Source organism: Haloplanus sp. HW8-1, from assembly GCF_023703795.1.
Taxonomy (GTDB): domain Archaea; phylum Halobacteriota; class Halobacteria; order Halobacteriales; family Haloferacaceae; genus Haloplanus; species Haloplanus pelagicus.
Genome location: NZ_CP098518.1, coordinates 3,068,070 through 3,094,207, shown reverse-complemented (window position 1 = coordinate 3,094,207; position 26,138 = coordinate 3,068,070). Strand labels below are relative to the sequence as shown.

The 26,138-nt window shown below is 69.2% G+C and carries 25 protein-coding genes and 2 tRNA genes; 9 read left to right on the top strand and 18 right to left on the bottom strand.

What is annotated here, in order from left to right:
* Positions 1 to 97 precede the first annotated feature (97 nt).
* Entirely contained in the window at positions 98 to 733 is a 636-nt protein-coding gene (locus NBT82_RS16090) for a non-canonical purine NTP pyrophosphatase (protein WP_251329112.1), read from the top strand.
* On the opposite strand, the gene NBT82_RS16085 is transcribed toward NBT82_RS16090, so the two are convergent.
* Complete coding sequence (locus NBT82_RS16085) at positions 730 to 1,200, bottom strand: DUF7384 family protein (protein ID WP_251329111.1); 471 nt, start codon at positions 1,198 to 1,200, stop codon at positions 730 to 732. The genes NBT82_RS16090 and NBT82_RS16085 overlap by 4 nt on opposite strands.
* A 355-nt stretch (positions 1,201 to 1,555) precedes the next feature.
* On the opposite strand from NBT82_RS16085, the gene NBT82_RS16080 reads away from it, so the two are divergent.
* Both NBT82_RS16080 and NBT82_RS16075 read left to right on the top strand, forming a co-directional pair.
* Positions 1,556 to 2,248 carry a 2-phosphosulfolactate phosphatase gene (locus tag NBT82_RS16080; protein WP_345780694.1) on the top strand — a complete coding sequence of 231 codons (693 nt, stop codon included), beginning with the start codon at positions 1,556 to 1,558 and terminating at the stop codon, positions 2,246 to 2,248.
* Positions 2,248 to 3,018, top strand: coding sequence for a PHP domain-containing protein (locus tag NBT82_RS16075; protein WP_251329109.1), 771 nt, complete (start codon positions 2,248 to 2,250; stop codon positions 3,016 to 3,018). The genes NBT82_RS16080 and NBT82_RS16075 overlap by 1 nt, the downstream gene beginning before the upstream one ends.
* A 45-nt stretch (positions 3,019 to 3,063) precedes the next feature.
* On the opposite strand, the gene NBT82_RS16070 is transcribed toward NBT82_RS16075, so the two are convergent.
* From NBT82_RS16070 to NBT82_RS16035, 8 genes are all read right to left on the bottom strand, one after another.
* On the bottom strand, positions 3,064 to 3,903 hold the full coding sequence (locus NBT82_RS16070; RefSeq protein WP_251329108.1) for an energy-coupling factor transporter transmembrane component T family protein: 840 nt from the start codon (positions 3,901 to 3,903) through the stop codon (positions 3,064 to 3,066).
* On the bottom strand, positions 3,903 to 5,612 hold the full coding sequence (locus NBT82_RS16065) for an ABC transporter ATP-binding protein (protein WP_251329107.1): 1,710 nt from the start codon (positions 5,610 to 5,612) through the stop codon (positions 3,903 to 3,905). Before NBT82_RS16065 ends, NBT82_RS16070 begins: the two co-directional genes overlap by 1 nt.
* Before the next feature lie 27 nt (positions 5,613 to 5,639).
* Positions 5,640 to 6,494, bottom strand: coding sequence for a DUF8171 family membrane protein (locus NBT82_RS16060; protein WP_251329106.1), 855 nt, complete (start codon positions 6,492 to 6,494; stop codon positions 5,640 to 5,642).
* A gap of 546 nt (positions 6,495 to 7,040) precedes the next feature.
* On the bottom strand, positions 7,041 to 7,412 hold the full coding sequence (locus NBT82_RS16055) for an Hsp20/alpha crystallin family protein (protein WP_251329105.1): 372 nt from the start codon (positions 7,410 to 7,412) through the stop codon (positions 7,041 to 7,043).
* A 471-nt stretch (positions 7,413 to 7,883) separates the two neighbouring features.
* Positions 7,884 to 7,955: transfer RNA gene (locus NBT82_RS16050), tRNA-Thr, on the bottom strand.
* Positions 7,956 to 7,998: 43 nt separating this feature from the next.
* Positions 7,999 to 8,652: a DUF7114 family protein gene (locus NBT82_RS16045; protein WP_251329104.1), complete on the bottom strand. Its 654-nt coding sequence runs from the start codon at positions 8,650 to 8,652 to the stop codon at positions 7,999 to 8,001.
* 116 nt (positions 8,653 to 8,768) lie between these two features.
* Positions 8,769 to 9,626: an NAD+ synthase gene (locus NBT82_RS16040; RefSeq protein WP_251329103.1), complete on the bottom strand. Its 858-nt coding sequence runs from the start codon at positions 9,624 to 9,626 to the stop codon at positions 8,769 to 8,771.
* A gap of 104 nt (positions 9,627 to 9,730) precedes the next feature.
* A complete protein-coding gene (locus NBT82_RS16035) occupies positions 9,731 to 10,021 on the bottom strand; it encodes a hypothetical protein (protein WP_251329102.1) in 291 nt (96 codons plus the stop codon).
* A 91-nt stretch (positions 10,022 to 10,112) separates the two neighbouring features.
* Here NBT82_RS16035 and NBT82_RS16030 point away from each other — a divergent pair.
* Together NBT82_RS16030 and NBT82_RS16025 are read left to right on the top strand one after the other, a co-directional pair.
* A tRNA-Gly gene (locus tag NBT82_RS16030) sits at positions 10,113 to 10,183 on the top strand.
* Between the two features lie 341 nt (positions 10,184 to 10,524).
* Positions 10,525 to 11,631 carry a peptidase gene (locus NBT82_RS16025; RefSeq protein WP_251329101.1) on the top strand — a complete coding sequence of 369 codons (1,107 nt, stop codon included), beginning with the start codon at positions 10,525 to 10,527 and terminating at the stop codon, positions 11,629 to 11,631.
* Here NBT82_RS16025 and NBT82_RS16020 read toward each other — a convergent pair whose 3' ends face one another.
* The 5 genes from NBT82_RS16020 to NBT82_RS16000 all read right to left on the bottom strand — a co-directional run bounded on the left by NBT82_RS16020 (position 11,632) and on the right by NBT82_RS16000 (position 18,162).
* Positions 11,632 to 12,339 carry an Nmad3 family putative nucleotide modification protein gene (locus tag NBT82_RS16020; RefSeq protein ID WP_251329100.1) on the bottom strand — a complete coding sequence of 236 codons (708 nt, stop codon included), beginning with the start codon at positions 12,337 to 12,339 and terminating at the stop codon, positions 11,632 to 11,634. It abuts the gene before it with no gap.
* On the bottom strand, positions 12,340 to 13,461 hold the full coding sequence (locus NBT82_RS16015) for a PQQ-dependent sugar dehydrogenase (protein WP_251329099.1): 1,122 nt from the start codon (positions 13,459 to 13,461) through the stop codon (positions 12,340 to 12,342).
* A gap of 30 nt (positions 13,462 to 13,491) precedes the next feature.
* Positions 13,492 to 14,385 carry an acyltransferase gene (locus NBT82_RS16010; protein ID WP_251329098.1) on the bottom strand — a complete coding sequence of 298 codons (894 nt, stop codon included), beginning with the start codon at positions 14,383 to 14,385 and terminating at the stop codon, positions 13,492 to 13,494.
* Positions 14,386 to 14,462: 77 nt separating this feature from the next.
* Positions 14,463 to 15,956 carry a heme-binding protein gene (locus NBT82_RS16005; RefSeq protein WP_251329097.1) on the bottom strand — a complete coding sequence of 498 codons (1,494 nt, stop codon included), beginning with the start codon at positions 15,954 to 15,956 and terminating at the stop codon, positions 14,463 to 14,465.
* Between the two features lie 415 nt (positions 15,957 to 16,371).
* The gene (locus NBT82_RS16000; RefSeq protein ID WP_251329096.1) at positions 16,372 to 18,162 is read right to left on the bottom strand and encodes a site-2 protease family protein; all 1,791 of its coding nucleotides are present in this window, start codon (positions 18,160 to 18,162) and stop codon (positions 16,372 to 16,374) included.
* 149 nt (positions 18,163 to 18,311) lie between these two features.
* Between NBT82_RS16000 and NBT82_RS15995 the strand changes: the two genes are divergently transcribed.
* The 3 genes from NBT82_RS15995 (at position 18,312) to mutL (ending at position 23,161) form a co-directional block, all read left to right on the top strand.
* Positions 18,312 to 18,731, top strand: a complete 420-nt coding sequence (locus tag NBT82_RS15995) for a DUF7975 family protein (protein WP_251329095.1) — start codon at positions 18,312 to 18,314, stop codon at positions 18,729 to 18,731.
* 99 nt (positions 18,732 to 18,830) lie between these two features.
* Complete coding sequence (gene mutS / locus NBT82_RS15990) at positions 18,831 to 21,512, top strand: DNA mismatch repair protein MutS (RefSeq protein WP_251329094.1); 2,682 nt, start codon at positions 18,831 to 18,833, stop codon at positions 21,510 to 21,512.
* Positions 21,509 to 23,161, top strand: coding sequence for a DNA mismatch repair endonuclease MutL (gene mutL / locus NBT82_RS15985; protein WP_251329093.1), 1,653 nt, complete (start codon positions 21,509 to 21,511; stop codon positions 23,159 to 23,161). The genes mutS and mutL overlap by 4 nt, the downstream gene beginning before the upstream one ends.
* Here the strand turns inward: mutL and NBT82_RS15980 are convergent, their stop codons facing one another.
* Positions 23,162 to 23,371, bottom strand: coding sequence for a DUF7573 domain-containing protein (locus tag NBT82_RS15980; RefSeq protein ID WP_251329092.1), 210 nt, complete (start codon positions 23,369 to 23,371; stop codon positions 23,162 to 23,164).
* Between the two features lie 78 nt (positions 23,372 to 23,449).
* Between NBT82_RS15980 and NBT82_RS15975 the strand changes: the two genes are divergently transcribed.
* Positions 23,450 to 23,659 (top strand): DUF8024 family protein, encoded by a 210-nt coding sequence (locus NBT82_RS15975; RefSeq protein WP_251329091.1) that lies wholly within the window; start codon positions 23,450 to 23,452, stop codon positions 23,657 to 23,659.
* Here the strand turns inward: NBT82_RS15975 and NBT82_RS15970 are convergent.
* From NBT82_RS15970 to NBT82_RS15960, 3 genes are all read right to left on the bottom strand, one after another.
* On the bottom strand, positions 23,656 to 24,639 hold the full coding sequence (locus NBT82_RS15970) for a 5,10-methylenetetrahydromethanopterin reductase (protein WP_251331307.1): 984 nt from the start codon (positions 24,637 to 24,639) through the stop codon (positions 23,656 to 23,658). The two genes, NBT82_RS15975 and NBT82_RS15970, sit on opposite strands and share 4 nt — an antisense overlap.
* Before the next feature lie 141 nt (positions 24,640 to 24,780).
* Complete coding sequence (locus NBT82_RS15965) at positions 24,781 to 25,539, bottom strand: coenzyme F420-0:L-glutamate ligase (RefSeq protein ID WP_251329090.1); 759 nt, start codon at positions 25,537 to 25,539, stop codon at positions 24,781 to 24,783.
* A gap of 57 nt (positions 25,540 to 25,596) precedes the next feature.
* Positions 25,597 to 26,088 (bottom strand): metallophosphoesterase family protein, encoded by a 492-nt coding sequence (locus tag NBT82_RS15960; protein ID WP_251329089.1) that lies wholly within the window; start codon positions 26,086 to 26,088, stop codon positions 25,597 to 25,599.
* Positions 26,089 to 26,138 lie beyond the last annotated feature (50 nt).

Genomic DNA, 26,138 nt, shown 5'->3' with positions numbered 1-26,138 from the left:
TCTTGGAGGAATTTCGCTCCCTGCCGGTGATAAAGTTGCTGTTCTCCGGCGCGGAGCGGACCGACGCCTCTTTGCCACGACCGATCCCACCGTCGGTATGCTCAACTACGTCACGACCAACCCGGGGAAGGTCCGGGAGGTCCGGGAGTATCTCGACGACGGCTCGGTCGCCCAGCTCGAGTTCGACTACGCCGAGATCCAGGCGCCGACCCTCGAACCGATCGCCGCCCGCGGCGCCCGCGAGGCGTACCGCCACGCCGACGGGCCGGTCCTCGTCGACGACGCCGGCCTGTTCGTCGACGCCCTCGACGGCTTTCCCGGCCCCTACACCGCGTACGCCGAGGAGAAACTCGGGATCGAGCGCGTGAGCGCCCTCGCCCGCGAGGCGGCGGATCCCGACCCGGCACGGGCCGCCTTCCGGTGTGTCCTCGCGTACTGCGACGGCGACCCCTTCGACGCCAGCCCCGACCCCATCGACCGCGGGGAACGGGCCGCGGCCGCGGCGGCCGACGAGGACGAGGACGAGGATGCCGACGACCTCCCGGTCAAACTCTTCGTGGGCTCGGTCCGCGGGCGCCTCGTCGACCCGCGCGGCGACGAGGGCTTCGGCTACGATCCCGTGTTCGAGTACGACGGAACGACCTTCGCGGAGATGGGGCCCGCGAAGAAAAACGCCGTCTCCCACCGCGGCCGCGCCTTGGAGAAGTTCGCGGAGTGGTATCCGAACCGCTAGTCTCGCGAATCGCGGTCCGGCCCCGGATACGCCCCGCCGACGGCCTCGCGATAGAGGCTCTCGGCGTCGAAAAGCGTCGCGAAGGCCCGCGGGTGGCGAACGCTCGCCTCGACTCGTCCGCGGATGGCTGCCCCCGCCGACGCCGACAGCAGCGACTCGTCGAGGGTCAACACGTGCATCGCACCGCCGCGGTAGGCGGCCGCGAGCGCCGGGTGGTCCTCGGGGGGATGGTCGACGAGTTCGCAGGCCTCGGCGGCGCGGACGCGCCAGTCCGCCGCCAGCCGTTCGTCGCCGAGGTCGGCGATTACGGCCTCGGCGTCGTCGAGGAGAGGGTCGCCCGCGACGAGGGTCATCCACGAGTGTTCGCGGACGTGATCGAGCGCCGCTCGCGAGGGGTCGCCGACGAGGACGTCCGCCGCGAGGACGTCGGCGCCGGCGACGACCCGCGTCGGCGCGGGGTCAATCATCGTCGGCGGCCGTACGGTGGCGACGGAGGGCGTCGATGACGTCGGCCTCGGTCCGGTCGTAGTCGTCGGCGCGCGCAAAGAGGTCGTCCCAAGTCGATGTCACGGCCGACGCTGGGTCACGAGGGATAAAGAGGCTTAACCTCGCCGGTCGGTGTGCCTTGCACGGGCGGCGGCGCGTCCCGCGTCGCACCGGGACGGCCCCTCGGTCCGTGGTGTCGGACGCCGCTCCCCCGCAACTCGAGAGGGCTTCGTAGTGGCATATAGTCCTCTTAGTTACACTCATGTGATCGTCCGGCGTTCTGCGAGCGTGAGCCTACTCGCAGACGGGACGGCGGCGTCTCTCCCTCTCGACCGGATGATTCCCGCACGGGCACAGATCCCCGAGGATCCGACCCCGGGGAACTACGTCGTCGTCGACGTGGCGCAGTTCTCGACGACGGTGCCCGAACTGTTCGCCAACGGCGCGACGTACGTCCACGTCACCGAAGACCGGGGCGACGAACTGGCGTTCAAGGAAGCCAACCCCCGGGCGAAGATCGGTGGCGGCTCCGGTCCGAACTACCGGGGAGAGCCGGGCTACGACTTCTTCAACTCGCCGAGTTTCGTCCAAGGCGTCGACGTCGCGGGCTGCCCGACGGCGATGACTTCCACGAACGGCGGCAACGCCGTCACCGACCTCCGGTCGGCCGGCGGCGACGAGGTCGATGTCTACGTCGGCGGCCTGACCAACGGCGTCGCGCTGGCCGATCACCTCCGCGAACAGGACGCGGAGACGTACTTCGTCGCCGCCGGCTCCAACGGGAAGCCGTCGCCGGAGGACGTCGCCGGCGCGCTGTTCATCGCGCGCCACCTGCTCGGCGATCCGCCGACCGACCGCGAACTGGCGGTCTACCACGAGATGGTCGCGTTCTCGAAGGGGCCGAAGTACGAACGGCGGCCCCAGATCAAGCGCACCGACCTCTACGAGTACGCCCTGGCTGTCGACAGCCGGGACGTCGTGCCGAAACTCGATGGCCAGAAACTGTACGACGTCGCCGGTAGCGCGTGATGCGGACGGACGTCCACGCGCATACGACCTTCTCCGACGGCTCCGAACTGTCCACAATGATCGATGCGGCCGAGGACACCGGCCTCGACGCTCTGGGACTGACCGACCACTGCATCGTGGCCGACGACGCGTTCGGTCGCCGGACGCGATACGACCTCGTCGAGACGTACGAGCGCCGGCGGGAGGTCATCGAGGCGGCCCGAGAGCGCGTCGACCTGACGCTGTACGACTCCGCGGAGGTGAGTTACGTCGGGAGCGAGACCGACACGACCGAGGCGTTCCTCGAAACCGCCGGCTTCGACTACACCATCGGCAGCGTCCACTTCGCCGGCGAGTACGACTACACCAGCGACACCCCCTACGTCGGCGAGAGCGACGGGTTCCGTCGGGCAGCGGTCGAACGGTACTACGACGCCGTCGTCAGCCTGGTCGAATCGGACCTGTTCGACGTGCTCGGCCACCTCGACTTGCCCGAGCGACTGGAGACGCTGCGCGGTCACTCGCGCGCTGAGGACTACGAACGCGTCGCCGCGGCGCTGGCCGACTCACGGACCGTCCCGGAACTCAACGCCGGGCGAATCGACCGGGCACTGGGACGCCCCCACCCCGATCCGTCGATGTTCGGCCCGTTCGCCGACCGCGATGTCGGGTTCGTCCTCGGGAGCGACAGCCACCGACCGGGGGAACTGACCGATCGCGTCCCGGCGCTTCGCGACGTCACCGACGACGCGGCTATCGAACTCGTCGGGGTCGACGACCTGTTGGCGTAGCGGCCGGGGGTCGCGTGTCGAACGCGTCACCCGACGGTCGTCGACCTACAGGAATACCGCGACGACGACCACGAACAGCAGCGACACCAACAGGAACGTCACGTCGCGAGGCTGTATTTCGAGGCCGCCCAGCCTGAGTTCCCGGCTGGCCTCGTCGCCCAGCGAGTGGGAGAACCCCTTGGTCTCCATCGCCTCGACGGTGACTCTGGAGCGTTTCGCGACGTTGAACGCCATCGGGTAGAACGCCTTGATAGAGAGTTTCAGCAGATACAGGTAGTATCGCCACCGCAGTAGACCGCGGTTCTCGGGGGCCTTGTTTCGGAGCCGCAACGAGTTGACCAGATCGTGGTACTCCTCGAGCAGGACCGGCATCATCCGGTAGCCGTACGCGATTGCGAAGGTGAACGGACGGGGAACCCCGAGGCTCAACATTCCCTTGGCGAGTTTCTTCGGACTCATCGCCGAGAACGCCGCCAGACTCACGACCGAGATGACGGTCAGTTTCATCGTGAACGGCAGGAGCGCGACGCTGTTGTCGACGACCGCGCCCTGGAGCCCTCCCGATCCACCTTGCCACCAGTAGACGACCGAACTGACGATGACGATGAAGCCGATGTTCGAGAGGCTCCCCCAGATCAGGAGGGCGAGGAGGTAGATACTGGTCTGTGACAGGTACGCCAGGAGCAGCGACGCGACGAGCATCACGAACAGGGGTTCGGGCTCGTAGAAGAACCAGGGAACGATGACGAATATCGCCGACCAGATGATCACGACGCGCGGATCGAACTTGTTCAGCAGTGCGTCGTCGTTGTCATAGGCTGTCCGCATGAGGTCGACCTTGATGTCGGCGATTGTGACGTTCCGGAGCGCGTCGAGATACCCCATCACCGGGCCTCCTGTTTCGACAGCCGCTCGATGATATCCGACGTCGTCAGCGAGGGCGGGTCGATTCCGAGTCGTTCACTGAGTTCGACGACTTGCGGTGCCCGGAGGTGGGCCCGCTCCAAGAGTTCGGGCCGTTCGAACAGCGACCGTGGAGTTTCGTCGGCGAGGATCCCGTCGGGACCGAGAACTACGGCCCGATCCGCCCACTCGGCCACTAGCTTGAGGTCGTGGGTAGCGACGACGACCGTCTCCGTCCGGGACTCCGACCGCGAGAGCATTCGCGTCACCTCGCGGCGGCTCTGGAGGTCGAGGCTCCCGGTCGGTTCGTCCAGCAACACGATGGTCGGCTCGGTCGCCAGACCGATAGCCAGCGACGCCCGTCGCTGTTGGCCGATGCTCAGGAGGCGACCGTCCCGGTCAGCGATCCCTTCGAGGTCCAGAAAGTCGACGACGTCGTCGACCCGCTCGTCGACGTTCGGCGCGTCCCGATTTTTCAAGTAGTACGCGACGTCCTCCCGGACCGTCTCCTCGACGAACATCTCCTCGGGATTTTGGTGGATGTACACCGTCTCCTCGGCCAGTTCCTCGGGGAGCGTATCGTTCGTATCGTTGCCGAGAACGACGACGGAACCCTCGTCCGGCGATTCGAGGCCGGTTAGCAACCGGAGTAGTGTCGACTTCCCGGTTCCGTTGGCACCGACGAGTGCGACCCTGTTCCCGGCGTACAGATCCATATCGACCCCGTCGAGAACCGTCTTTCGGCCCTCGCGGAGCGTCGGATATCCGTGGGTCACGTCGCGGACGCTAACGAGGGTCTCAGCACCCCCACTGCCGTCCGGCGTAACCGTACGCCTCCCTTCGGGGACGGCCGCCGGAAAGGCATCGACGGCCTGTTCGACCGTCACCGGATACCGGCCGTTCGCCAAGGCTCCGTCCCCCTCCGGGAGTCGCCGAGCGATCTGGGTGACCTGTGGCGGATGGATGTTCGCGTCGAGCAGTTCCTCGACCCGATTCAGACCGGCGTCGACCGGTTCGGTCCACGCCACGTCGCCGTCGGCGACCATGACGAGCCGATCACAGTAGTCGGCGATGAACTCCGTATGGTGCTCGATCACGATCACGCCGACGTCGGTGCTTCGTTGGATCTCCCGGAGCTGTTCGTAGGTTCGGCGGGCGTTGTCGGGGTCGAGTTGGGCCGCTGGCTCGTCGACGACGATGACGTCCGGTGCCATCGCCAATACCCCGGCGAGGGCGACCAGATGTTGCTGGCCGCCGCTGAGTTCCCAGATGAAGCGGTCAGCCACATCGCCGAGCCCCACCGCTTCGAGTGCGTCCATCGCACGGGCTCGGTAGTCTTCCAGACCGTGATTTTTCGGAGCGAACGCCACGTCGTCGAGGACGATGGGTTGGACGAGTTGGTTCTCGAAGTCCTGAAACACGTACCCGACCGTCCGGGAGAGCGCCGAGACGTCGCTCTCGGTCGTGACGGTGTCACCAACCGTCACCGTCCCCTCGAACGTTCCGTCGAAGAAGTGCGGGACCAGTCCGTTGAACGCCTTGCAGAGCGTCGTTTTGCCGCTCCCGTTACCGCCGATGATCGCGGTGAACTCACTGGAGTCGATCTCGACGTTCGCGTTCCGTAACACTGGGTCGTCGCTCCCCGGGTATCTGAATGTCAGGTCTTCGACAGTGATTGTCGTTGAAGCCATTGGAGTATAAAAATCGAGCCGTTGCGATTACGCGGTGTCCCGCTGGCGGTAGTACACCACGCCGTAGGCGACGACTGCGGCGGCGACGATTGGGACCGCGAAGAAGACCTGTCCGTAGGACTCGACGAACTGCGGTTCGAAGACGAGGAACGCACCGCTGGTCTCGCTGAAGGCCTCGAAGACGAACGCGATGGGCGTCAGAACGACCCACGCGATAAGTCCCTTGTACGTGTCCCGGTTGATCCGCTTGCCGCTCGGATGTCCCTCGACCGGTTCCATCCCGAGCAGCGGTTCGATCTTCCCGCGCATCCGCGGATAGAAGTACATCATCGGAAGCGCACCGAAGATAATCCCCGCGATGATGACTTGGGTGGTCGCACCCGCGACTTCGACGGCCCAAATCGTCTCCGGAAGCCACTCGATGGCCTCCAGTGATTCGACGCCGACGTAGAACTTCCCGACGTCGATGAACTGTGCCGCGAGTTCCTCCAGCCCCTTGGCGACCACCGCCAGCACCGCGAGCCACTTCACGTCCTCCGGATCGCTGATCATCGTCGTCGCGATGTACAGCGAAATCGTGATCATGAGGAGGCTCTCGACGGCCCCGAACGCACTGAAATCACCTATCAGGATTTCGCCGAAGACGATGCCACCGACGGGAACGGCCAGACACGCCCAGAAGGACCGAAAGAGGAAGACGAGCGTGTAGGAAATGAAGAGAAACGGCCCCAGTTCGAGTTCCAACCCCCCGAGCGAGAACGACGGAAGCAGCTCCGCGAACATCATCTGCAATCCGTGAAGTGACATGACGAGTATGAACACCATCATGTCCTGATTGTCGAAACTGAACAACCCTTCTTCCTGCTGGTTTGTCAGCGACATCCAGATACTGCTGTCCGGCAGTGTCTGAATACTGTTTATAATTTTTATATTTTCCAGTATGCGCCACTCCCGATCCCTCGGTACCGTTGGAACGACCCTTCGAACCCCTCGACTGGCCGTGGGTCGGTCGCTCCGGATCACGGGTCCGTCGCCCGACGACGACGGAGGGGGGCTACGAATTTCGACCCGCTCCGGTCGCGTCGATCACCGACTGTGGACGGTGTCGTCACGGCTTCCGGCCGGTCAACTGCCCCCCGTCGACGTGTCGGCAACCTCACCATCGTCTGACGTATATTTAAGTCGAGGGACGGCAACCGTCCGACTGGGCGCGCACTACCGGCTTCAGTTCCCATCCTCCCCACCCGCGCGCCCGGCACACCCCACTGGCACCTCGGTGCTCGGCGCCGTTCCCCCACGGCGCCGTCTTCGGCCGCGACGTTCCGGAGCGAAGGCCCGTACACGCTCACGGGGCCGGGCATCGAGTTCCGGGGGGAAGTTCGACGACGTCCGACCGCTTCGGCGTCGTCGGTCGATCCTTCGTCCGGATCAGTGCTCGATCTCGATTTCCGTGCCCTGAGCCGCCGCACCTTCGAGTACCGGGAGCCGAATCTCGAGGATGCCGTTACGATACTGCGCCGAGATGTCCTCGTCGGCGACGGTCTTCGGGAAGCGGAACCGGCGGTGGTAGGTCCGTCGTCGGTTCCGCGATTCGTCCGATCGCTCCGCTGCGACGTTGAGGACGCTGTCGTCCCACGTCACGTCGATATCCTCGGGATCGAACCCCGGCATCTCGACGCTCAGGACGAATTCGTCGTCCTCCTCGTACAGTTCGTAGTCGTCACGGCCGGTTTCGAAGAACTGACTGGGAAAGTCCATGCCGCTCGTCCACGAACTTGGCGGATTCGGTCGCAACGCCATGGCTGGTCACCTCGATTGCAACTGAATGTTGTTCGCGGTTCTATAAAAATCTTTTGCTGCTGCCGCAACCGACGGAGGTCGCCGCTTCGGGAGGATTCGGCCGGGGTGCGTGTCGTGGCCGTATCCCACGGCGCGGTTCGGTTCTGTCGAGGGGAGATCCACTTGCCCGGTTCGCGGCGGTACTCGCGGTACGTGACCCCCATGTGCAGTCGTGTGCCGGCGTCTCGACTCGACTCGTCGTGCGTCGAGATCGTATTCGAGCGACCGAGGGACGCCGAAACGCCCGAAAACGGGAGTGAAAGCCTGGGCCTTCATCGAGCCAGGCAAAACACGAGGTTTGTTTTCCTGATACGGTGGTGAATCGAAATACAGCGTGGGGCACCTTGGTTAGCGAGAGGGGATTCTTGACTGGAGTGATTTCAACGAAGTGGTGCCCAAAGAGTGCGCGTACAGCGTGTGTACGGTAGAAAGAGCCTAGGCCGGGATTTGAACCCGGGCTCTCGTCCTTACCAAGGACGCGCTTTACCGCTAAGCTACCCAGGCACGCGTACACCGCTTGGCCGGAGTTGTCTTTAGGCGTTTCGATTTACGGGTCGGCAGGTGGGGCGGCGTCGCCTCCGGCGAGGGCGAGCACGCGGGTAGCCACCGCGTCGGGGAGCGCGGCGTCGGGCGGAGGGAGATCGCCGTCGAACTCGCGGGCGAGGTCGGCGGCGTACTCGAGGAGGTCGTCGCCGGGGACGACCCCGACGGCGGTCGTCCCGGCGGCGACGGCGAGGACGAACACGTCGGCTTCGAGGCTGCGATCCAGCGCGCCCCGGTCGGCGCCCGGTTCGCGGCGGCGGGTCTGGTCCCGGCCGAACGAGCGAACCACCTCGACGGCGCGGTCGGCAGTCTCGGTCCGAGCGAGCAGGTAGAACCCGCGGGAGACGAACACGTCGGCGGCGAGGATGTCGAGGTCGGCCCGACGGGCGCTGTCGTCGTCGCCGACCCAGGGTTCGGTGTGGGCCAGCGAGCGGGTGAGCCGGAGCCCCTCGTAGATGAGTTGGACGCCGGCGGCGCGTTCGGCGAGGTGGTCGGAATCGACGCTGCCGTCGAGTGCCCGGGCGCTCACCAGCGTCAGGACGCTCGGCGTCATCGAGGCGTCAGCGAGGCGGTCCTGTAGCACCTCGCCGAGCCGTTCGGGCTCGATGTCGGCGAGCGCGTCGCGGGCGGCACGCCGGGCCCGCACGGCTTTGTCCATTGCCGTACGGTTGCGGGGCGATAGCCAAAGACCTTTGGAAACGCCCGGCCGCGGCCGGGAGATCGGCGTGACCGTCGTCTCGTCGCCGGCCGAACGACCACCGACGACGGCCGCGACTACAGGTGGAGCGGATCGGGCGAGGGAGGCATCGACCGCTTGTGGGTGCTCATCTCGTAGAGGGAGACCACACGCTCGATCTGTTCGGCGGTCACGTCGAGATGACGGACCGTCGCGGACCGCGAGAGCGGCCCATCGACGTGGAGCGCGAGGATGGCATCGAGCGTGTCGTACCCGAGTCCCATCTCCTCCTCGTCGGTCTGTCCCGTCCACATCTCCGCCGAGGGTGTTTTGGTTACGAGGTCCTCGTCAACCCCGACATGGGCGGCGAGCTGTCGCACCTGCTGTTTGTAGAGGTTGCCGATCGGGTGACAGTCGACCGCGCCGTCGCCGTACTTCGTGAAGTAGCCGGTGAGCGCCTCGCTCCGATTGCCCGTCCCGAGGACGATCCGGTTCTCGGCGTTGGCGACGAAGTAGTTCAGGACGGCACGGATCCGCACGCGGACGTTACCGGCGGCGGTGCGGAGCGGATCGGTCTCGACCCGCCGTTCGGTCGCCTCACCGGGGAACGCCTCGACGAAGGCGTCGTAGATGGGGGCGATGTCGATCACGTCGTATTCGATCCCGAGGTCGCGAGCGACGCGTTCGGCGTCGCTCATGTTGTCGGCCGCGTTCACGTCGCTGGGCATCACGAGTCCGTGAACGCGATCCGAACCCAGTGCCTCGACTGCGAGGTGGGCGGTCAGCGTGCTGTCGATACCGCCGGAGAGACCGAGCACCGCGCCCTCGGCCGCGGCGTCGTCGACCGTTCGTTCGACGAAGGTCTCGATGTGTTCTCGGGTCGCCGCCAGTTCCGCCTCCGAGAGACGGAGATCGAGCGGCGCCGACGCTTCCAGGATGACGGATTCGTCGCTCATCGGACGTGGATACGGCGCCGGGTTTGAAATACTCTCTCATCAGCCGGAGGTGGTGGACATGCGTCCGTATTGCCCGGCCGAAACCGACGGTATTGGTGGTTTCGTCACGTCACGTCGAGTTCGGTGTCGTCGGCGGCGCCGGCGGTCCCGCTTGCGGCGTCCCGACGCTCGGCCACCGATCCCTCACGCCCACCCTCTGTCGCCGGGTCCGTCGTCGTGGCACCCTCGCTGATCCGGAGGACGCGACGGTACGGGAAGAAATCTCGGCCGTCGGCGTGGGTGAGCCAGACCCCCGAGTCGTAGAAGTCCACCGACTCGGCGCGGATCGACGAGTCGCCGAACTCCTCGCTCGCCTCGTCGGTCAGGAACACTTCGAACGACTGGTTGGTGGTCATATCACCCCGTAACTACGGCGCGAGCCAGTATAAGCGTTCGTTCCCCGAAACGCTACGTTGAAGTGGGCCGCCGAGAGACGTCGTGATGCGAGCGCCGTTGGTCCAGTGGTAGGACAGTGGCTTCCCAAGCCACTAGCCCGGGTTCAATTCCCGGACGGCGCACTCACTTCGTTCGTGCGCCGCCCGTAGTTCCACTCGCTCACTTCGTTCGCTCGCGGGACTCCCGGATGGCGCATTCTCCGACCTTCTGCTGCGCTCGTTCGTTCGCTGCGCTCACTCACTCGCTGGCAAAAGCTCGACCACCGCCAGAAATCGAAGATTTCTGGCTGTTCAGCCAGAACGCTCTGCGTTCTGGCGACAAAAGCCTTCGAGCCTCCCTTCGGTCGGCTCTCGACCTGCTCGCTCACTCCGTTCGCTCGCAGGACCCGCACTCGACACCGCCGGGTCACACGCCCGGAACCCCGGCGCCACGATTTTTGTGTCGTCGCGACCCACCGGCGCCCGTGTTCGCCGTCGCCCTCCAGTCGACACCCGCACTCGCGCCGCCGCTGGCCATCCTCGCCGTCCTCGTCGTCCTCGGGGTCGTCGTCGGTGCCGCCGGCAGCGCCGTCGCTCGCCGTCTCTCGAACCCCGTCGGCAAGTACCGACTCCTCTACGTCGGCGTCCTGCTCCCGTTCGCGCTGCTCGCGTACGGCGTGCTCGCGCTCCTGAGCCTGGGCGACGCGGTGGCGGCGGCCGTCCTCGGCGGGACCGAGGGCGTCGCCGCGGCCGTCCTCGCCGACTTCGCGGGACTCCTCGGGGGCGGCCTGGTCGGACTGGCGGCGTACGCGCCGACGATCCGCGGCGTGCGGGCGGCCCGCGGCATCGACCTGTCGACCGGGTGGGCGCTGGCCCGGATGGGCCGCTACGTCGTCGGCGTGAGCGCCGTCGTCGCCCTCGCCCTCGGTCCGCTCCACCTCACGAACATCGCGTCGCCGCTGGGACTGGCGGGCGTCCTCGTCCTCGCCGTCGCGGTGCTGTTCGGCGGGGCGCCCTGGATCGTCGCCGCGGTGCGCTCGACGACGACGCCGACGGGCGCGACCCGCGACCGCCTCGACGCGCTCCGCGAGCGGGCGGGACTCGACGTGCGGGACACGCTGGTGCTCGACACCGGCGACGAGGAGACGGCGACGGTCCACGTCCGTGGGCCGCCGGGCTACCGGCGGCTGTTCGTCACGAGCACGTTCCTGGATCGCTTCGACGACGGGACGGCCGCGGCGCTGCTGGCGGTACAGGCGGGGCGGATCGAGGGCCGCGTCGACCTCCTGCGTGGGGTGAGTGTCGTCGCTGCCGCCGTCCCCCTCGTCGCGTCGGTCGCCGGGCGGGGGCCACGGTGGGTGTTACTCGGCGCGGCGTTCGTCGCGCTCCTCGTCGGCTTCCGATGCTGTCGGTGGGCCGTCCGGGCGGCCGACGACGACGCCGCGGACCGGGTCGGCGCGGACGCGGTCGCGGACGCCCTCGAACGCTACGCCGCGGTCCACGCGCTGGCGCCGACCCGCCGGCGCGTGCCGAATCCGCTCTCGGTGAACGTCGCTCTCGGCGACCGGATCGACCGCCTCCGCGGGCGGTAGTCACGGCTGGGCGTCGTCGACGGCGGCCCGGAGTCGCTCGGTGGCGTCGGCGTCGTATCGGAGGACGCGCCGCCACCACGGTCCCTTCCCGGAGTCGGCCGAGAGGTCGGTCACGAGGGGGCCGGCCGTCGCACCCTGCTCGGGGGAACTCAGCGGCACCGCCCGCTCGAACAGCCGGGAGTCCTCGCTCCCGGCCACGAGCACCTTCGCGTCGAACGCGGCGCGCTTGACGTGGGCGTTGCTCGCGAACCGCTCGCGCTCGGCGGGCGGCAACTCCTGATACGCCGCGCCGGTGATCGCCCGATCGACGCGGAACTCGCCGATCAGGTAGGCACCCCACTCCGGCGGGAGGGCCGGCGCGTCCGCGGGGTCGCCGCGAAGCGAGAGCGTCGCGTAAAAAAAGAGGGAGTCGCCCGGATCGAGCGCCGAGAGTGGCCCGGCCTTCACGCCGTGTTCGTCGCCGTAGGTGTAGGCGGTCGAGCCGTACAGTCCTGAAAACTCGGGATCGAGATGGACGCGGCGGTCGGCGACGGCCGAGACGTCCACGTCGAACGGGACGTCGAGGTCGGCGTACGTTGGCACCGGATCGGCCGTCGGCTCCCGTTCCGGGATGGGGACGTAGGCGAACCGCCGGTCGGGGAGGATCGGCCCCCGAAACCCCGGAAGCGTGGCGTTGGCGCCGACGTTGACGGCGACGGCTCGGGCCATTTAGGCGGGGACGACCCGAAGCACGCGGTCGTCGGCCGCGACGGGATCCCCCCGACCGTCCCGGTTGCTGGTCGTGAGGTGGAGGTGACCGTCCGGTCCGGTGAAGACCGTTCTGACCCGCCCGAACTCGCCGTCGAACAGCCGTTCCTCGGCCGCGACACCGGGAGCCTCGTCACCGTCGAATCGGACGCGATGGAGGTGTTCGCCCGCGAGCGTCCCGAAGAAGAAATCGCCCTGCCACGCCTCTATCGGTCCGTCGTAGACGGCCGCGCTCGCGGGAGCGATCGTCGGCGAGTAACTCGTCACGGGGTCGGCGAAGCGGCCGTCGTCGCTCGCTCCCGTCACCTCGGGCCAGCCGTAGTTCTTCCCTGCCCGAAGGACGTTGATCTCGTCGCCGACCGAGGGGCCGTGTTCGGTGCTGTACACCGCGCCGTCGCGGACGGTGAGCCCCTGGGGGTTGCGGTGGCCGTAACTGAACACCGGGGAGTCGAAGGGGTTGTCGGGGTGGGGGTCGCCGTCGGGGGTGACCCGGAGGACGGATCCCGCGAGGACGTCGCGGTCCTGCCCGTGTGCGCCGGTCGCGGCGTCGCCGCAGGTCACGTAGAGCGCGTCGTCGTGAACCAGGAGTCGCCCGCCATCGTGGATGTGTGCGCCCGGAATCCCCTCGATCAGGGGCTCCGGGGCCCAGTCGTCGTCCAGGTCGTGTCGCACCAGTCGGTTCGCCGTCCCGCCCCCGTCGGGTTCGTACGTCTGGTGGGTGTAGGCGTACGGTGCCTCCGGGTGGAAGGCCAGACCGAGGAGGCCGCCCTCGCCGACGGCCGCCACGGGGACGTCTTCGACGACCGGTTCGATCGCCCCGTCTGCGAGGCGGACGATCCGCCCCGGTCGTTCGGTGAGATAGAGGTCGCCGTCGCGGGAGGCGGCGCCCCAAGGCACCGACAGGTCGGTGGCGAGGGGTTCGACGGCGACGCCGTCACCCGAGGCGGGGGTCGGCGTGTCGCCGTCCGTGACGGTGGGAGAAACTCCGTCCGCTCCGTCCGCGCCTCCGTCGCGGGGCCGGCCAGCACACCCGCCGAGCGCCGCCGCGGCACCGAGGGTCGCCAGGTAGCGTCGTCGGTCCATGTCCGCACTGGGGGCTCGACTGGTAAAAGCCTACGTCGAGGGGTCCCGCTGGAACTCGTCGAATACGTCGAGGTCGTCGGGGAGGTCGTACTCGATGCGGCGCGACTCCTGTCGGTTCTCACCGCCGACGTCGAGGGGGGCGGCGCGGTCCTCCCAGCCGGGTTTGACGCGGACGCTCTTGGCCGGCATCCCGACGGCGACGTGGTGGTCGGGGACGTCACCCTGGACGACCGCCCGGGCGCCGACGACGGCGTTCTCGCCGATCCGACAGCCCGCACGCACCATCGCGTCGTAGGTGACGCGAGCGTCGTCCTCGATGACGGTGTGGTAGTTTCGCACCTCGGTCTGGTCGACGATGTCGTGGTCGTGGCTGTAGATGTGGACGCCGTCGGAGATGGAGACGCGGTCGCCGATCGTCAACTTCCCCCGGTCGTCGAGGTGGACGTCGTCGTGGACGACCACGTTGTCGCCGACCGAGATGTTGTGCCCGTAGGTGAAGGTGATGCCCTTGAAAAACCGGCAGTCGTCACCACACTCCGCGAAGAGGTGATCGGCGAGCATCGACCGGAAGCGCAGCGCGAACTCCACGTTGTCGGCCATCGGCGTGGCGTCGAACTGTCGCCAAAGCCACTGGAGATACTTCGACTCCTCGAAGCGGTCCTCGTCTTTCTCGGCGTAGTACTCGCTTTCGAGCGTGGCGTTACAGGGGTCGTACCCCTGGAGACGGACGCGTTCGGCCGGCGACACGTCGCCGCCGTCCTGCCACCGCTCGTACGCCTCGCGGTCCCCGAACAGGTCGATCAACACGTCCTGTACGACTCGGCAGGTGTCCTCGTCGGAGGCTAAGCGCTCGTCGACGTGGTCGATGAACTCCCTGACCCCGGCGTCGGCCTCGACGGGCAGCGAGACGTGGCGCTTCGTCATTGCAGGCGTGGTAAGTCGGGGGTACCCAAAGGGGTTCGGGTGTGCGTATCCGCCGGGAATCTGCGCGGCGGAACCGTCTACGCGAGGAAGACGTGTCGGGGGCGGTCAGCGAGCACGTCGCGTCCCCACGAGACTGTGTCCGCGAACTCGTCGGAGCGGAAAAAGCCCATCGCGTCCTCTTTCGACCGCCACTGGCTGGCGATGAACATGTCGTTCTCGTCTTCGAGGTTGATCATCAGGTCCGTCTCGCCGTGGCCCTCCATGTCGGCGAGCAGGCCGCCGACCGTCTCGAACTTCTCGACGAAGTCCTCGCGGTGTTCGGACTTGACCGTATAGAACATCCCCATGGTGCCGAAGCCGGACTCCTCGCCCGCCCGGCTGACGACGTCGGGAAGCTCCGAGAGGAAGCCCGCGGCGGTGTCGGCCGCGCTCGCGGTGTCCCAGATGCTCACGACCGCCCGCCGGTCCCGGTCGAGGGCGTCGTACACCGCGGTCTTGACGTGCGTGTCGTAGTGGTCGAAGTTCGACCGCAGACCGTCGACCTCCTCGAACAGTTCGTCGGCGTCGGCCTCGGAGTAGAGCACCGTCGCGTACACGTCCTCGCCGTGGGGTTTGCCGGCGTAGATGTCCAGATCTTCGAGTTCGCCGCGGATATCGTCGGCGTCGTCCTCGGCGTCGGCGTCGCCGTCGCCGCGGGTGTGCTCCGCGTCGCCGTCGTGGTGCCCGTCGCCGTCGTCGTGGTGTCCACCATCCTCGCCGTGAGCGTGGCCGTGAGCGTCGTCGGCCTCGTCGGCCGGAACCGTCTCGCCCGCGAGGAACGCGGGCAGGTCCTCGGGCGGGAAACGCCGGCCGACGTAGAAGGGACCGAACTCGCTGTAGCGGGCGCTCGCCTCGTCGTAGCGCATCTCGTAGACGATATCCTTCAGATCCGTGGGATCCTCGGAGAAGAGGGTGACGCCCCACTCCCAGTCGTCGAGGCCGACCGAGGAGGCGACGATCTGTTTCACCCGACCACCGAACTCGCGGCCGTGTTCGCCGTGCTCTTCCATCATCTCCCGGCGGCGCTCGAAGGGAAGGTCGTACCAGTTGTCCTGTTCGCCCCGCTTGCGGCTCATCGGGTAGAAACTGACGTACTGGTCCTCGGGAATCTCGGGTTCGAGTTTCCCCTCGATGTACCGCTTCAGTCCGGCGTCGACCTCCGTCTCGTCCTCCGCGAAGTAGTCGTCGGAGACGTAGCCGCTCACCTCGGTGACGGAGACGTAGGAGGTGGACTGCTCGGTGAAGGCACCGAGGGCCGTTCGGTCGAAGCGTCGCTCGGCCGTCGAGAGGGCATCGAGCGTCGGCCGCAGGTGGACGATCAGCAGGTCGGCCTTGTGACCCACCATCGAGAAGACGGCGGAGGCGCCGTCCTCGGCGTCGGCGACGGCCTCGTGGTGCTGGAGATGCTCCACGCCCTCCTCGATCGCCCGCTCTTGCTCCCGCTGGGGGGCGTCACGCCACGCCGCCCAGTCGAGGCGACGGAAGTCGTGCAGTGCGTACCAGCCTTCGTCCGTCTGGGGAGGCTCTCGCATGGAGGGAGGTTAGGACCGGGGGAGTATGGGAGTTGCGTGTCGGCGTCAGTCGGTGGGAACCGGAACGGGCGCAGGGCGGGGCGGTCGCGGTGGCGGGGCCGTCGCGGTGGCGGGGCCGTCGCGGTGGCGGGGCCGTCGCGGTGGCGGGGCCGTCGCGGTGGCGGGGCCGTCGCGGTGGCGGGGCCGTCGCTGTGGGGAGCTGTGGGGAGGGCTGTCGACCGCGAGCGAACGAAGTGAGCGAGCGGGCCGAGAGCCGACCGGAGGGAGGCTCGAAGGCTTTTGTCGCCAGAACGCAGAGCGTTCTGGCTGAACAGCCAGAAATCTTCGATTTCTGGCGGTGGTCGAGCTTTTGCCAGCGAGTGAGCGAAGCGAACGAACGAGCGCAGCAAAAGGTCGGAGCGCAGCAAAAGGTCGGTCAGAGTAGCTGCGGCCCGAAGATCATCAGGATCAGCGACGCGAGCATCGTCAGCCCGACGCCGGTGGTGACGGTGCGGACGAGGCGTTCGGGGTCGCCGACGGGGAGCCGCGACACCACCGCCTCGGCGCACATCCGGAGGATGCGCCCGCCGTCGAGCGGATAGCCGGGGATGCAGTTGAACAGCCCGAGTTGGAGGTTGACCCAGGCGGCCCAGAAGAGGGTGTTCGCGAGGATGAACACCCCGTCACCGAGCGGGGCGAGCGGTCCCTGGACGACATAGAAGTTCGTCACCGACGGGGTGAAGCCGGGGAAGTTGGGTATCCCGAGGACGACGGAGGCGAGCGGCAGGACGAGCGCGACGTAGACGAGACTGAGCGGCGAGTCGGTCAGTCCCGGGAACGACGCCGCCGCGCTCGACCCACCGTCGCCGCCGAGGAGTTCGAGGTAGGTGCCGGCCGGATAGCTCCGGACGCCGAAGTCGGTGACGAGCAGGCCGCTCGTGCCGGGGAAGATGTCGACGCCGAGGAAGCCACGGCCGTCGCGTGGGTTCTCGCCGAGTCGTACGTCGTACGTCTCGAACTCGCCGTCGACGTAGGCACGGACGGGGACGCGGGCACCCTCGTCGTACTCGTCGAGGACGCGCGCCAGGGAGTCCGAGGAGGTGACGCGCTCGCCGTCGATGCCGGTGACGATCAGGCTGGCGTTGGTCGGCGCGCTGGCGTTCGCCAGCGGACCGTTCGGAGCGACGCGGGTGACGTACGCCCCCACGGGCACGACGGCGTCGCCGGCGGTCGTCTCGATGCGGGCGAACTCGCGGTCGACCGTCGCCGCGCGGAACTCCCCACGGGTGTTGACGGGCGTGCCGTTGACGGCCGTCACTCGAATGGGATCGCTCCCGCTCTCGACGGAGACGTTGGCGGGGTTGCCCGCGACGCTCCCGACGACGACCAGCGAGCGCTCGACCCTGACGGTCCGCTCGCCGTTCAGTTCGACCGAGACGGTCCGATTTTCGGCGGCGAGGAGGGCGTCGTCCATGTCGCCGTCCGTCTCGACGGCGGTCCCCGCGACGGCGGTGATGCGGTCGCCGTTGGCGATGCCCGCAGTGGCGGCCGGCGACCCCTCGTAGGCGCCGTCGACCGCGACGCCGGGAGCGATGCCGACGGCACCGATGACGGGACCGAAGAGGAGGGCGAAGGCGACGGCGGTCAGTACGAAGTTGTTGGTGACGCCGGCCGCGAACATCCGGGTGCGGCCGCCGCGGTCGGCCTCGCGCTGACTCTCCTCGTCCGGTTCGACGAAGGCGCCGACGGGGATGAGCGCCAGGAACACGACGCCCATCGACTCGATGTCGATGTCCTCGACCCGGCAGAGCAGGCCGTGGCCCCCCTCGTGGACGACGAGGCCGAGCAGTAGGCCGAAGACGATCTCCGGCGCGACCGCGAGGGGGAGGAAATCGTTGACCCCGGGGACGACGAGGAAGTTCTGTGGCTGGTTGACCGCCGACGGCGGCGGCGGATTCCGGAGGATGGTCATCGCCTGGAAGAGCAAGAGGAGGAACATCCCAGCCATGATGACGAGGGCGACGCCGACGCCGAGGTTGCTGTACGCCCGCCAGAAGCGTTTGGGTCGGGCGAGGCGGGTGAGGAGGGCGCGGCCGCGACGGGTGTGGATCGTGGCGATCGGGCCCTGTAGCCTGATCGCGTCCGGGAGGAAGCCCCGAATCTGGAGCGCCTTCGCGACGAGAGAGTAGACGAGAACGCCGACGAGCACCCACAGCAGCGTGTTCATCGACCCGAGGGAAGGTCGCGACGGCAAAAGGCGTTCGGATACGGGGGCGTCCGGTGGTCGGCGGAGGGGCGTCGTCGCCCCGAGCGGCGACCCACACCACCGGGACGGGACCCCCCCGGCTTTTACTCTCGGGGGTTCAAGCAGGGAGCATGACACGGTTCGACGCCGCCGACGCTGCCGGTCGACGCAAACTGTTCGCGGAGGCGGTGCTCGCCCACCGGAACCGCGGGAGTTCCTTCCTCACCGTCGAGGTCGACCCGTCGGACGCGCCGGAGACGGACGGCGACGGGGAGGGTGCAGACGGCGGCGGGGCTCCCTGGATCCAGTTCGCGGAGCAGACGTTCAACCTCGACTGTACCGACGCGGAGCTCGGCCGACTGAAGGACCTGCTCGCCGAGTTCCCGGAGTTTCGCATCGAGCAAATCGAGCGGCCGGAGGAGGCGGAGGGCGCGAACGTGCGGGTGACCGCCCGCTCGGACGCCAGCCGGCTCGGCCAGTTCCTCGACCGTGCCCTGCAGGTCACCTACGATCTCGACGACGACTACCGGGCGTGGGTGACGGAACTCTGAGCGCGGCCGCCGTCCCGGCCGTGTCCGGTTCGGTCGCGCCCGGGAGGCGGCGGTCGGCGACCCTGACGGTTTTTGGTTCTTGACCGCCCGACTGGGTGTATGGACGCGGACGCCGTGACCGGCCCCCCGGACGGGATGCTCGACGCCCGGGAGGAACTGACGCCGATGCTGCGCCAGTACTTCGAGTGCTGTGCCGACTACGAGGACGCCCTCCTGCTCTTCCAGAACGGCGACTTCTATCAGACCTACTGCGAGGCCGCCGAGGAGACGGCGCGGCGCTGTGAACTCACCCTCACCAGACGCGAGGACAGCACCGGCACCTACCCGATGGCGGGCATCCCCGTCGACGACGCCGCCACGTACGTCGAACGCCTGCTCGACGCGGGCTATCGCGTCGCCATCGCGGAACAAGTCGAGCCACCCGAAGCGGCGTCGGGGCTCGTCGACCGCGCGGTGACGCAGGTGGTGACGCCGGGCACCGTCGTCGACGACGAACTCCTCGGAACGGGGACGACCAACTACGTCGCCGCGGTGGTCCGGGCGGGGACGACCCGCGCCGTCGCCGCCGTCGACGCCTCGACCGGCGACTGTCTGGTGACGAGCGTCGAGGACGACGCCCGTCTGCTCGCGGAACTCGACCGCTTGGCGCCCGCGGAACTGCTCGTCGGCCCCGACGCGACGGTTGACCACGAGGCGCTGACCGTCGAACCGATGGTGACCGACCACGAGGCCGCCGAGATGGACGAGGCGGCGGCGACGGAACGGCTCGAAGCCTACGTCGCCAGCCCGGAGTCGGTGGTCGCGTCGGCCGCCGAACGCCGGGCCTGCGGGGTCGTCCTCGCCTACGCGGAGTGGACGCAGGGCGACGACGGCCCCCTCTCGTACGTCACCCGGATCCGACGGTACGATCCCCGGGAAGCCCTCGCGCTCGACGCGACGGCGATCCGGAGCCTCGAACTGTTCGAGAACCGCGGTGCCGGCGCGAGCGAGACGCTCTTTTCGGTCGTCGACGAGACGGCCTGCGCGCTCGGCCGACGGGCGCTCGACGGCTGGCTCCGACGGCCGCTCGTCGACCGCGAGCGGATCGAGGCGCGACACGCCGCCGTCGCGGAACTCGCCACCGAGGCGCTCACCCGGGAGACGATCCGCGAGGCGCTGTGCGAGGTGTACGACCTCGAACGCCTCGCCGGCCGCGTCTCGCGTGGCCGGGCGAACGCCCGTGACCTGCGGTCGCTCGCGGCGACGCTCGATGCCGTACCCGCCGTCGTCGACGCCCTCGACGACGCCGAGGCCCCGCGTCTGCGGGACCTACGCGAGCGGATCGATCCCCTCGACGACGTCCGCGACCTGATCGAACGGGCGATCCACCCCGATCCGCCGGTGGAGGTGACCGAGGGCGGCGTCATCCGCGAGGGGTTCGACGACGAACTCGACGACCTGCGAGCGACCGAACGCGAGGGCCGCGAGTGGGTGGCCGATCTCGAAGCCCGCGAGCGGGAGCGAACCGGGATCGGCTCCCTGTCGGTCGGCCACAACCAGGTTCACGGCTACTACATCGAGGTGACCGACCCGAACCTCGACCGGGTGCCCGAGGACTACACGCGCCGCCAGACGCTGAAGAACGCCGAGCGGTTCTACACGCCCGAGTTGAAGCGCCGAGAGGACGAGATCCTCGGCGCGGCCGAGCGGGCCGACGCGCTGGAGTACGAGCGCTTTCGCGAGGTGCGGGAGGCAGTCGCCGCGGAGACGGACCGCCTCCAGGCGCTCGCGGACGCCCTCGCCGAACTCGACGCGCTGGCGTCGCTGGCGACGGTGGCCGTCGACCGGGACTACGTCCGGCCGACGTTCCACGACGGCGGGATCGAAATCGAGGCGGGCCGCCACCCGGTCGTCGAGGCGACCCAGGAGCGGTTCGTCCCGAACGAGGCCGCGCTGCCGCCGGGGAGCGTGACGCTCGTGACGGGGCCGAACATGAGCGGCAAGTCGACGTACATGCGCCAGGTGGCGCTGATCGTCGTGCTGGCACAGGCGGGCGGGTTCGTCCCGGCCGACGCGGCGCGACTCCCCGTCGTCGATCGGGTGTTCACCCGCGTCGGCGCGAGCGACGACATCGCGGGCGGGCAGTCGACGTTCATGCGCGAGATGGCCGAACTCACCGAGATCCTGCACGAGGCGACCGCCGACTCGCTGATCCTGCTCGACGAGGTTGGGCGTGGCACCAGCACCGCCGACGGCCGCGCCATCGCCCGCGCAGCCGCCGAGTTCATCCACGACGAGGTCGGCGCGACGGCGCTCTTTGCCACCCACTACCACGATCTGACCGAACTGGCCGACGAGCGCGAACGCGTCCGGAACCTGCATTTCGCCGCCGACCGAGAGGACGGGGAACGGGACGCCGCGGGATCGTCCGCCGACGGGCCGGAGGTGACCTTCCTCCACCGGGTCGCCGAGGGGCCCGCGTCCTCGTCGTACGGCGTCGAGGTGGCGCGGATGGCCGGCGTCCCCGAACCAGTCGTCGAACGGGCGCGTGCGCTCGTCGAGGAGGGCGCCGACGGGACCACGAACGGCCACGACGGGGGGATACAGGTGACGCTGTCGGGGGTCGGCGGCGCCCCGGTGGCCGACGAGGGCGGCAAGACCGACGGGACACACGGGGGGGCCGACGCGACGGTCGACCCGGCCGTCGTCGCCGACCTCCGGGACGTGGACCTCGCGACGACGACGCCCATCGAGGCGCTGAACCTCCTCGCGGACCTGCAATCGCGGGTCGAGGAGCCATGAGACGCCTGGATCGGGAGACGGTCGACCGAATCGCCGCCGGCGAGGTGGTGACGCGGCCGGCCCGGGTCGTCGAGGAACTCCTCGAGAACGCGCTCGACGCCGGGGCCGACCGGGTCGAGGTCGCGGTGACGGGCGGCGGCACAGAGCGGATCCGCGTCGACGACGACGGCCGCGGGATGAGCGAGGACGAGGCGACACTCGCCGTCGAGCGCCATACGACGAGCAAACTCCCCGAGGGCGACCTCCGGGCGGTCGAGACGCTCGGCTTTCGGGGGGAGGCGCTCGCCAGCATCGCCGACGTTGCGACGCTGACGCTGACGACGAACGACGGCGGGCCGCGGGGGACGCGGGTCCGGGTCGAGGACGGCGAGGTGACCGTCGATACCACCGGCCGCGGACGGGGGACGACCGTCGAGGTGACGGACCTGTTCCACAACCGCCCGGCGCGCCGGGAGTCGCTGGCCGCGCCGGCGACGGAGTTCGAGCGGATCAGCGACCGCGTCGCCGCGTACGCGCTCCTCCGTCCCGAAGTCGCCGTCACCCTCGATCACGACGGTCGACGGACCTTCGCCACCCCCGGGTCGGGATCCGTCGCGGACGCCGCGCTGGCGGTCTACGACCGCGAGGTGGCACGCGAGAGTACGACCCTCGGCGCCGAGACGGGCGTCGCCGTCGACGACCGGGAAGTGTCCGTCGAGGTGCGGGGTCTGCTCGCCTACCCCTCGATCACCCGGGCGTCGACCGATCACGTCCGCGTCGCGATCAACGGACGGCCGGTGGCGATGCCCGACCTCCGCCGGGCGATCGAACGGGGGTACGGCTCGCTGCTCCCGGGTGACCGCCACCCCGTCGCCGCGCTGTCGGTGTCGCTACCCGCCCGAGCCGTCGACCCGAACGTCCACCCCACGAAAGAGCGGGTGGCGCTCCGGGCGGCCGACGCCGTTGCCGACGCCGTCGAGGAAGCCGCCGCCGACGCGCTCTCGACGGCCGACCTGCGGCGGTCGGCGGACGTGGCGATGGACCTGGAGGCAGCGCTCGACCCGGTCGAGACGGCGCCCTCGGTGCTGGGCGATGTCGACGTGATCGGCCAGTTTCGCGACAGCTACGTCCTCTGTGCGGCCGGCGACGGCGACGAGTTGCTGGTGGTCGACCAGCACGCCGCCCACGAACGAATCAACTACGAGCGCCTGCGCTCGGCGGTCGCGGCGAGCGACGTGCCGTCGAGACGGCTCGATCCGCCGGCGACGCTCTCGCTCTCGCCGGACGCCGCGGCGGCGGTCGAGGCCCACGCCGACGACCTGTCGGCGTTGGGCTTCGACGCCGCACCCTTCGGTGGAGGGGCCGTCCGCGTACGGGCGGTGCCGGCACCGCTCGGCCGGGTGGCCGACCCCGAATCGCTTCGTGACGCGCTGGCGGGCCTGCGCGAGGGTGAGGCTCCGGACGGCCGGGACGCCCTCCTCGCTGACCTGGCCTGTCACCCGTCGCTGAAGGCCGGCGACGACCTCTCCGACGAGGCGGCGGCGGCCCTCGTCGAGCGGTTGGGAGCCTGCGACCGACCCTTCGCCTGCCCGCACGGGCGACCGACGGTCCTCGCCATCGACGAGGAACACCTGGCCCGGGGGTTCGATCGCCACCCGCGCCGGGGCTGATCACCACTCCTTGCAGTCGGCACAGACGAAGGCGCCGTCGGACCGCCACCGGCGGGCGACGCTCTCGCCGCAGGCGTCGCAGGGGGGGCCGTCGGGCGACCAGCGCATGGTCGGGACGCTCGGCGCCGCAGGCTCGGCCCCGTCGGTGCGATCGGCCTCGCTCTCGGCCCCGTCCTCGGTCACGAACTCGTCGAGCGGTCGGTCGGGCACGGCCGGCACCACGGCGGCGAGGCGCTTAGCCGTGTCGCCGGGCGGAACGGCCAAGTGAGCGCCGCGCGTTCGTGACGTATGGCCACGGTCACGCAACTCGTCGTCGAACTGGTTCGGAGCGTCGTCGACCTCGTCATCATCTTCGCGACCGACGTGGCCACGCAGGACCCGATCGGACTACTGGTCTTTCTCACCGGAGCGGTCCTCACGACGTTCGCCGCCGGCTTCTTCGGCCTGCTGACCGTCGGTGCGTTGCTCGATGCCCTCCGCGACGCAGTCGTCGGTTAACGGTCGGTCGCGCGGTCGTGGGCTCGCGCCGCGAGGTCGACGGCGGCGTCGAGATCCGGGCCGAGCGGCGACCCGACGACGAGGCTATCGGCGTGGTCGAGGACCGCGGCCATCCGGTCGGCGACGGTGTCGACCGTCCCCGCGATACAGAAAGTGTCGATCATGGCGGGCGAGACGCGGTCGAAGGCCGACGAGAAGTCGCCCGCACTGATCGCCTCGCCGATGTCGTCGGCGCGGTCGGCGTCCAGGTCGTGGCGCGCGAGGACCGGCGGGGCGGCGCCGGCGGCGATGAACGCGACGGGCGGCCGGGCCGCCTCGCGGGCGGCCGTCTCGTCCGCGGCGACGCTGACGCTCGCGTAGGCCGCGAGGTCGAACGCCCCGAGGTCGTCGAGTCGGTCGGACAGGCCGTCCGCGACCTGCTCGCGCGCCCACCGCAGGTCGGCGGGGTGGGAGCCGTTGAAGAGCAGCCCGTCGGCGTGTTTGGCCGCCATCTTGCACATGTGTGGCCCCTCGCCGCCGACGTAGGTGGGGATGGGCGTGGGGACCTCGAAGTTGAGGCCGGCGTCTACGGCCTCGAAGGTGCCGTCGTGAGTGACGCGCTCGCCCGCCCAGAGCCGTCGGGCCACCTTGAACGCCTCCAGTACGGGCCGGAGGCCGCGGTCCTCGGCGAGGCCGAGGTTCGAGAGCGTCGAGGGGTCACCGGGACCGATCCCGAAGACCGCGCGGCCGTCGCTCGCCTCCGCCACAGTCGCCACCTCGCCCGCGAGGGTGACGGGGTGGCGTTCGAGGGGATTGACCACGCCGGGACCCAGCCGAACCTCGTCGGTCGCGGCCGCGAGCCGCGACAGGACGGCAAACGGCGATCGGTTGTTGTAGTGACTGGAAACGAAGACGGTGTCGTAGCCGGCGCGTTCGGCGGCCGTCCCGAGGTCGACCAGCCGGTCGGCCGGGTGTTCGGGCGTGAGTTCGATTCCGAACATCAGCGATGCCTGACCCTCCCGCAGCGGATCGTGGTGGACGAAGGCGTCGAGTGCATTCGTGCGTCGGTTGGCGCGGACACGCAAAAACCGTTCGTCGGTCACGGGACCTGCCGGTGTCGGTGTCGAGGTCGGGGGGCGACGTCAGTCCGCCTCGAACGACCACTCGTGGAGCGCCTGGCGGACGAAATCCCCCTCGACGTCGCGAAAGAGCGCGTCGCTCCCGCCGTGGTCGCCGAACTCGAAGCCGCGCACGACGACGGCGGGCGTCCCGCCCGCGCCCTCCCCGGCGACGAGGTTGGCGGCGGCGGCGAGTTCGTCGACGACCGCCTGAACGGTCACGTCGAGTTCGCGACCCTCGCGGTCGCGCTCCCCGCGCCAGTCGCGGGCGGCGGGCGTGCCCGCCCAGCCGATGGCGACGCCGCGCTGACCGTGTCGGAACGGGCGCCCGCAGGTGTCGGTGACGATCACCCGATCGGCGTCGAGTCCCGCTGCGATCCGGGCGGCGCTCGCCGTCGGATCTTCGGGCAGGAGCAACAGGTCACCGCCGGGGACGTTCGAGCGGTCGATGCCCGCGTTGACCGTCACGTGCCCGAACCGCGTCTCGGTGAGGAGAAAGGGCGCCTCCATGAGGAGGTCGGTGCTCTCCTCGAGGACGGCCTGGGCGAACCGGGGATCCTTCCCCTCGCCCGTGGCGCGTTCGAGGCCGGCGGCGAGGTCGCGGGCACGGCCCCCCGCCGGGAACTGCGTGAGGTCGGCGATCCGGCTCTCGGCCTTCGAGACGACGGTACTGGCGACACAGACTACGTCGTCGGGGCGGAGATCGACCCGCTCGTCGATCAGCGCGGCGAGCGAGTCGCCCGGACGGACCTCCGGAAGGTCCGGGACGGCGAAGACGTTCATGTCCCCTCTCGGCGTCCGGCGGTGAAAAGCGCCGCGCCACGGGCGGGGACGACCGGGTCACTCCCCGCGGTGGAGCGTCACGTCAAAGTCGCCGTCGGCAACGGTAATCGTCAGCATCGTCGTCTCGGTGGCGGGGGCGGCGCCGGTCGCCGACCCCGGATTCAGGAGGCGCACTCCGTCGTGGACCGTATCGAGGTGCTCGTGAGTGTGGCCAGCGATTCCCACGTCGCCGCCGTGTTCGTCGACGGCGGCGGCGACGCGGTCCTCGTATCCGATCCGGTCGCCGGTGCCGTGGGTGACCACGAACACGACGCCGCCGCGTTCGACGGTCGCCACGGCCGGGAGGTCGACGCCCGCGGGGTCGACGTTGCCTCGGACGCCCGTGAACGATCCGTCGGCCAGCGAGCGAACCTCGTCGACGACGGCCGGCGTCTCGAAGTCGCCGGCGTGGATCACGTGGTCCGCGGCGTCGGCGCGTTCGCGAACCCAGTCCGGGATTCCCGTCGCGCGGGCGGGGACGTGCGTGTCGCTGATGATCGCCAGTCGCATAGGCAGGGGTTGGGCGCCGAGCGTCAAATCGGTGTTCCATCGGCGCCGCA